The sequence below is a fragment of the Inquilinus sp. genome (assembly GCF_057815775.1).
The window spans coordinates 1-6160 of sequence record NZ_JBYRFX010000341.1; the positions used below are offsets into that span (position 1 = coordinate 1).

General features: G+C 70.0%; 6 protein-coding genes. All 6 read left to right on the forward strand.

Going from position 1 to position 6160, the window contains the following annotated elements:
- The first annotated feature begins 172 nt into the window (after positions 1-172).
- A complete protein-coding gene (locus AC3XYG_RS12115) occupies positions 173-1228 on the forward strand; it encodes an ABC transporter substrate-binding protein (RefSeq protein WP_489140087.1) in 1056 nt (351 codons plus the stop codon).
- An 18-nt stretch (positions 1229-1246) separates the two neighbouring features.
- Positions 1247-2131 carry an ABC transporter permease gene (locus AC3XYG_RS12120; RefSeq protein ID WP_489140088.1) on the forward strand — a complete coding sequence of 295 codons (885 nt, stop codon included), beginning with the start codon at positions 1247-1249 and terminating at the stop codon, positions 2129-2131.
- Positions 2132-2157: 26 nt separating this feature from the next.
- Positions 2158-2880 (forward strand): ABC transporter ATP-binding protein, encoded by a 723-nt coding sequence (locus AC3XYG_RS12125; RefSeq protein WP_489140089.1) that lies wholly within the window; start codon positions 2158-2160, stop codon positions 2878-2880.
- Between the two features lie 33 nt (positions 2881-2913).
- The gene (locus AC3XYG_RS12130; RefSeq protein ID WP_489140090.1) at positions 2914-4260 is read left to right on the forward strand and encodes an LLM class flavin-dependent oxidoreductase; all 1347 of its coding nucleotides are present in this window, start codon (positions 2914-2916) and stop codon (positions 4258-4260) included.
- 22 nt (positions 4261-4282) lie between these two features.
- A complete protein-coding gene (locus AC3XYG_RS12135; protein ID WP_489140091.1) occupies positions 4283-5128 on the forward strand; it encodes an NADPH-dependent oxidoreductase in 846 nt (281 codons plus the stop codon).
- 33 nt (positions 5129-5161) lie between these two features.
- The coding region (locus AC3XYG_RS12140) for an LLM class flavin-dependent oxidoreductase (protein WP_489140092.1) at positions 5162-6160 on the forward strand (999 nt) is incomplete at its 3' end.

Below are 6160 nucleotides of genomic sequence, written 5' to 3' on the forward strand. Positions count from 1 at the left end.
AATTTGTTTTATTTATATATATTGACTCATGAAAGTGTATTTCATCAGATAACAACATGATTGTGTGATCTTTGGCCCATGGGCCAACGACCGCAAGCCCATCATGGCCATCGCCGCCCTCTGTCGTGCGGATCGGGCGACGTCCGCAACTCTCACATCGAGGATCATCGCCTTGCCCGATCCCGCATCGCCGAAATCCGCCGCCCGCCGGCGCTTCCTCACCGCGATCGCCTGGGCCGGCCTGGTCTGTGCGGCCAGCCCGGCCCTGTCTGCGGACGTGCTGCCGGCCGACGCGCCGTTGCCGGCCGAAATCCCTGCCGGGACCACGCTGGTGATCGGCGATCCGACGACGCAGCGGGCGCTGGTGCTGTCCGGCGAGATCGACAAGCTGCCGTTCAAGGTGGAATGGGCGAACATCAGCGGCGGGCCGCGCACGATCGAGGCGTTCCGGGCCAATGCGTTGGACGTCGGCTCGGTCGCCGATATCCCGCCGATCCATGCCACCTGGACCGGCCTGCCGGTGAAGATCGTCGCCGCGAAGTTCCGGCAGGACCCGATCAACCATCCGATCTACCAGCTCGGCATCGCACCGGGCACCAGCGTCGAGACGCTGGCCGATCTGCGCGGCAAGAAGATCGCCTATAGCCCCGGCCAGGCCCAGGGCGCGCTGGTCCTGCGCGTGCTGCAGAAGGCCGGCCTGTCGAAGCAGGACGTGCAACTGGTCGAACTGCCCAGCACCGGCGATGTCTATGTCAACGCGCTGTCGAGCCGCCTGGTCGACGTTGCCCCGATCGCCGAGGCCAACCAGCGCCGCTACGTCGCCAATTACGGCAGGGACGGCGCCAAGCTCATCCCGCACGGGCTGCGGGACGACCCGTCCTATCTCTATGTGCTCGGGACCTCCCTGCAGGATCCGGGCAAGGCCGCCGCGATCCGCGAATACGTGAAGGCCTGGGGCCGGGCGACGCAGTGGGTCGCGGCGCATCCGGAGGAATGGATCGCCGGCTATTACGTCAAGGACCAGGGGCTGGACGCCGACAGCGGGCGCTATCTCGTCGACTCCGCCGGGCTGCCGGACGTTCCGGCCGACTGGAACGCCGTGATCGAACGGCAGCAGGCGACGATCGACCTGCTGGCGGTCGAGACCGGCAAGCCGAAGCTGAATGCGGCGGATCTGTTCGACCGCCGGTACGAAAGCGCCGCCGCCGACGCGCTGGCAGGCCTGTAGGCGCGGGAGGGCAGGACCATGACCCCACCCCCCAGCGACTCCGCCCTGGCGCTCGCGCCGGCGCCGGACAGCCGGCGGTTCCGCAGCCAGGCCGGCCCGGCCCTGCAGCGATCGGTGCGGCCGCGCGCCCGGCGGCTCGGCCCGGGCCGGCCGATCGCCTATGGCTGGACCTTCGGCCCGGTGCTGCTGCTGGCGTTTTGGTCGATCGGTTCGGCCACCGGGCTGATCGACACCCGTACCCTGGCGGCGCCCTGGACGGTGGTGTCCACCGCGGCCGACCTGATCGCCGAGGGCCGGCTGCAGGACAATCTGCTGACCTCGCTCGGCCGGTCGGTCCAGGGGCTGTTCTGGGGCGTCCTGGCCGGGCTGGTGCTCGGTCTCGTCGCCGGCCTGACCCGGATCGGCGAGTACCTGATCGACGGGCCGGTGCACATCAAGCGGGCGATCCCGGCATTGGCGCTGATCCCGCTGCTGATGCTGTGGCTCGGCATCGGCGAGGGTATGAAGGTCACGACCATCGCCCTGATCGTCTTCGCCCCGGTCTACATCCAGACCCATGACGGGCTGCGCAGCATCGACAACCGCTATGTCGAACTGGCCGAGACCCTGGGCGTCAGCCAGCGGGATTTCCTGCGCCACATCGCGCTGCCGGCGGCGCTGCCCGGTTTCTTCCTCGGGCTGCGCTTCGCCGTCAACTACTCCTGGCTCGCCCTGGTCGTGGTCGAGCAGGTCAATTCCACCAGCGGCATCGGCTACATGATCGAGCTGGCGCGGACCTATGGCCAGACCGAGATCATCATCCTCGGCCTCGTGGTCTACGCCCTGCTCGGCCTCATCTCCGACGCCCTGGTCCGGCTGCTGCAGAGGAGGGTGCTGTCATGGCGACGCACGCTGGCAGGTTGAGTGGGGACCGGTTGACCGGGGGCGGGTTGAGCAAGCCCGCAGTCCAGGTCCGGGGGCTGGTGCGCAGCTTCGGGGCCCGCACGATCCTCGACGGCATCGATCTCGACATCCGGCAAGGCGAGTTCGTCGCGCTGCTCGGGCGCAGCGGCTCGGGCAAGAGCACGCTGCTGCGGGCCCTGGCCGGGCTCGACCAAGAGGTCACCGGCGAGGGGCGGCTGAGCGTGCCGCAACGGCTGTCGGTGGTGTTCCAGGACGCGCGGCTGCTGCCCTGGAAGCGGGTGCTCGACAATGTCGTGTTCGGGCTTGCCGGGCCCGACCCGCGCGGCCGGGCCGCGGCGGCGCTGGCCGAGGTCGGGCTGGCGGGCCGCGAGCGCGCCTGGCCGAACCAACTGTCGGGCGGCGAGCAGCAGCGGGTGGCGCTGGCCCGGTCGCTGGTGCGCGACCCGGAGCTGCTGCTGGCGGACGAGCCGTTCGGCGCGCTGGACGCGCTGACCCGGATCCGCATGCACGGCCTGCTGCGCCAGCTCTGCGAGCGCCACCGGCCGGCGGTGCTGCTGGTGACCCATGACGTCGACGAGGCGATCCACCTGGCCGAGCGCGTGCTGGTGCTCGACCGCGGCCGGATCTCGGTCGACATGAAGATCGACCTGCCCGGCCGGCACCCCGAGCGCGACCGGCGGGTCACCGAGATCCGCGTCGAACTGCTGCGGGAGCTCGGCGTGCAGATCGACGACCGCCTGACGGCCTGAAGTCCCCTTTCCCTCGAGTCCCAGGAGGCCGCGATGTCCGGAACCGGCAGGCAGCTCAACCTCAACCTCTTCATCTATCCCGGCGGCCACCACGAGGCCGCCTGGCGCTACAAGGATTCGTCGCCCGAGCGCATCCTCGACATCGCCTATTACCAGGAGCTGGCGCGCCGGGCCGAGGCCGCGAAGTTCGACGGCGTCTTCTTCGCCGACGGACCGTCCCTGGCCGACAACATCCGATACGGTTCCCGTTTCCAGGTCGAGCCGCTGACCTGGCTGTCGGCGATCGCCACGGCGACGGAGCGGATCGGCCTGATCGCCACCGCATCGACCACCTACAACCAGCCTTACAATCTGGCGCGGCTGTTCGCCTCGCTCGACCACATCAGCAAGGGCCGGGCGGGCTGGAACATCGTCACCACCGCGGGCGCCCAGGCGGCACAGAATTTCGGCCTGTCCGAGCATCCCGCTCATGCCGAGCGCTATGACCGCGCCCAGGAATTCGTCGATGTCGTCACCAAGCTGTGGGACAGCTGGGAGGACGATGCCGTGGTCGCCGATGCGGCCTCGGGCATCTATGCCGACCCGGCAAAAATCCACGCCATCGACCATATCGGCCGGCATCTCCGCGTCCGTGGCCCGCTGAACGTGCCGCGCACGCCGCAGGGCCGCCCGGTCTATGTCCAGGCCGGGTCGTCCGAGGACGGCCGGTCCTTTGCCGCGCGCTATGCCGAGGCGATCTTCACCGCGCACCAGACCCTGGCCAACGCCCAGGCCTTCTACGCCGACATCAAGGCGCGGGCGTCGGCGCTGGGGCGTCGGCCGGAGCATTTGAAGGTCCTGCCCGGCATCAGCCCGTTCATCGGCGGCACCGAGGTCGAGGCGCAGCGGCTGCAGGAGGACTTCAACGCCCTGACCCAGCCGGAATATTCGCTGGCGCAGCTGCACCGCATGATCGGGGTCGATCTCAGCGGCCATGACCTGGACGGCCCGTTCCCGCGCGCGCTGGTCGCGACGGATGGGGAGCGCGCGGTGGCCAGCCGGTTCAAGGTCGTGCTCGACATCGTCGACCGGGAGCGGCCGACGATCCGCCAGCTGCTGCACCGGCTGGCCGGCGCCCGCGGCCACTGGGTCACGGCCGGCACGCCGGAGCAGGTGGCGGACCGGATCGAGGAATGGTTCACCGGTGGGGCCGCCGACGGCTTCAACGTGATGCCGCCCTATTTGACCGGCGGCTTCGATGTCTTCGCCGACCAGGTGGTTCCGATCCTGCGGCGGCGCGGCCTGTTCCGCGAGGAGTATACCGGGACCACACTGCGCGAGCATTACGGCCTGCCGGGGCCGGAAAGCCAGTACAGCCTTCCGCTCCAGGCGACGGCCTGAGCCAAGTGAGGAACAGCCTGCGATGAGCACGACTGCCGTGCCGCTGCGAACCGGCTCCGGGCCGGACCTTCTGGCGGACCGCTATGGCGACCAGGCCCCATCCGCGGCGATCGTGAACGACGTCACCGCCCTGACCCTGTCGCACCGGTCCGTCCGGGCCTTCCGGCCGGACGCGCTGCCGGCGGGCACGATCGAGACGCTGGTCGCCGCGGCGCAATCGGCCTCCAGCTCCTCCAACCTCCAGGCCTGGAGCGTCGTCGCGGTCGAGGAGCCGGCGCACAAGGCGCGCCTGGCAGGCTATGTCGGCAACCAGGAGTTCATCCGGCAGGCGCCGCTGTTCCTGGTCTGGCTGGCGGATTTCGCCCGGCTGCGCCTGCTGGCGGAGGGGCAGGGCGCCACTGTCGACGCCGCCGAATACACCGAGGCGCTGATCCTCGGTATCGTCGATGCGGCGCTGGCGGCGCAGAACGCGGTGGTGGCGCTGGAATCGCTCGGCCTCGGCGCGGTCTATGTCGGGGCGGTGCGCAACCATCCCGAGGAGATCGCCGCGGCGCTGAAGCTGCCCGGCCACATCTTCCCGGTCTTCGGCCTCGCCGTCGGCTGGCCCGACCCGGACCGGCCGGCCTCGGTCAAGCCGCGCCTGCCGCAGGCCGCCGTGCTGCACCGCGAGACCTATGATGCGGCACCCCAGGCCGAAGCGGCGGCGGGCTATGACGAGACGCTCGACCGCTTCTGGCGTGGCCAGGGGCTGACCGACAATCCGCGCTGGACCCGGCAGGTGGTCAATCGCCTGCGCGACCGGGCGGCGCTGCATGGCCGCGACCGCATCCGGGAGGCCCTGCAACAGCTTGGCTTCCCTCTGCGCTGACGCGCCCACCATCCGAAACTGCGGACCGATTGCATGAGCGGCACTTCCGAATTCCTCTGGTACATCCCGAACGACGTCAGGGCCGGGCATCGCGGCGACACGGCCGCCGAGGACCACAACAGCCTGGAGACGTTGACCAGCCACGCGACGGCGCTGGAGGAGCATGGCTGGAAGGGTGCGCTGATCGGCACCGGCTGGGGCCGGCCCGACACCTTCACCGTCGCCGCCGCCCTGGCCGCGCGGACGAAGACCTTCGAGCCGCTGATCGCCATCCGGCCCGGATACTGGCGGCCTGCGCATTTCGCCTCCGCGGCGGCCACGCTGGACCAGCTGACCGGCGGCCGCGTGCGGGTGAACATCGTGTCGGGCAAGGACAACCTCGCCGCCTATGGCGACAGCGAGGGCGACCAGGCCCACCGCTATTCCCGGACGCGGGAGTTCATGCGGCTGGTGCGCCGGCTGTGGACCGAAGAGAACGTCACCTATCAGGGCGAGCACTTCCGGGTGACCGACTCCACTGCGGCGCCGCGCATCCTGCCCCGCGGCGACCGGCGGCACCCCAAGCTCTATTTCGGCGGGGCCTCGGACGCGGCGGAGCAGGTGTCTGCCGCCGAGGCCGATGTCCAGCTGTTCTGGGGCGAGCCGTTGGACGGCGTCCGCGAACGGATCGATCGCCTCAAGGCGCTGAGCCGGGATCTCGACCGCAACCTGCCGCCGCTGGAGTTCGGGCTGCGCATCACCACGCTGGTCCGTGACACCACGGAGCAGGCCTGGACCGATGCCAGGGCGAAGGTCGAGGAGATGGCCAGGATCAAGGGCGCCGGCTGGCATGACCATCGGCAGTCGATCGCGGTGGGCCAGCAGCGCCTGTTCGACACCCATACGCGGGGCGAGGTGCTGGACGACAACCTCTACACCGCGCCCGGCAAATTCGGCGGCGGCGGCGCCGGCACCACCTGGCTGGTCGGGTCGGCGGCGGATGTCGCCGGGTCGCTGCGCAAGTACCGGGACCTGGGCATCACCCACTTCGTG

Coding starts and splice junctions, on each gene's coding strand:
- AC3XYG_RS12120 (WP_489140088.1), top strand. CDS start 1,247: ATGACCCCACCCCCCAGCGACTCCGCCCTGGCGCTCGCGCCGGCGCCG.
- AC3XYG_RS12130 (WP_489140090.1), top strand. CDS start 2,914: ATGTCCGGAACCGGCAGGCAGCTCAACCTCAACCTCTTCATCTATCCC.
- AC3XYG_RS12135 (WP_489140091.1), top strand. CDS start 4,283: ATGAGCACGACTGCCGTGCCGCTGCGAACCGGCTCCGGGCCGGACCTT.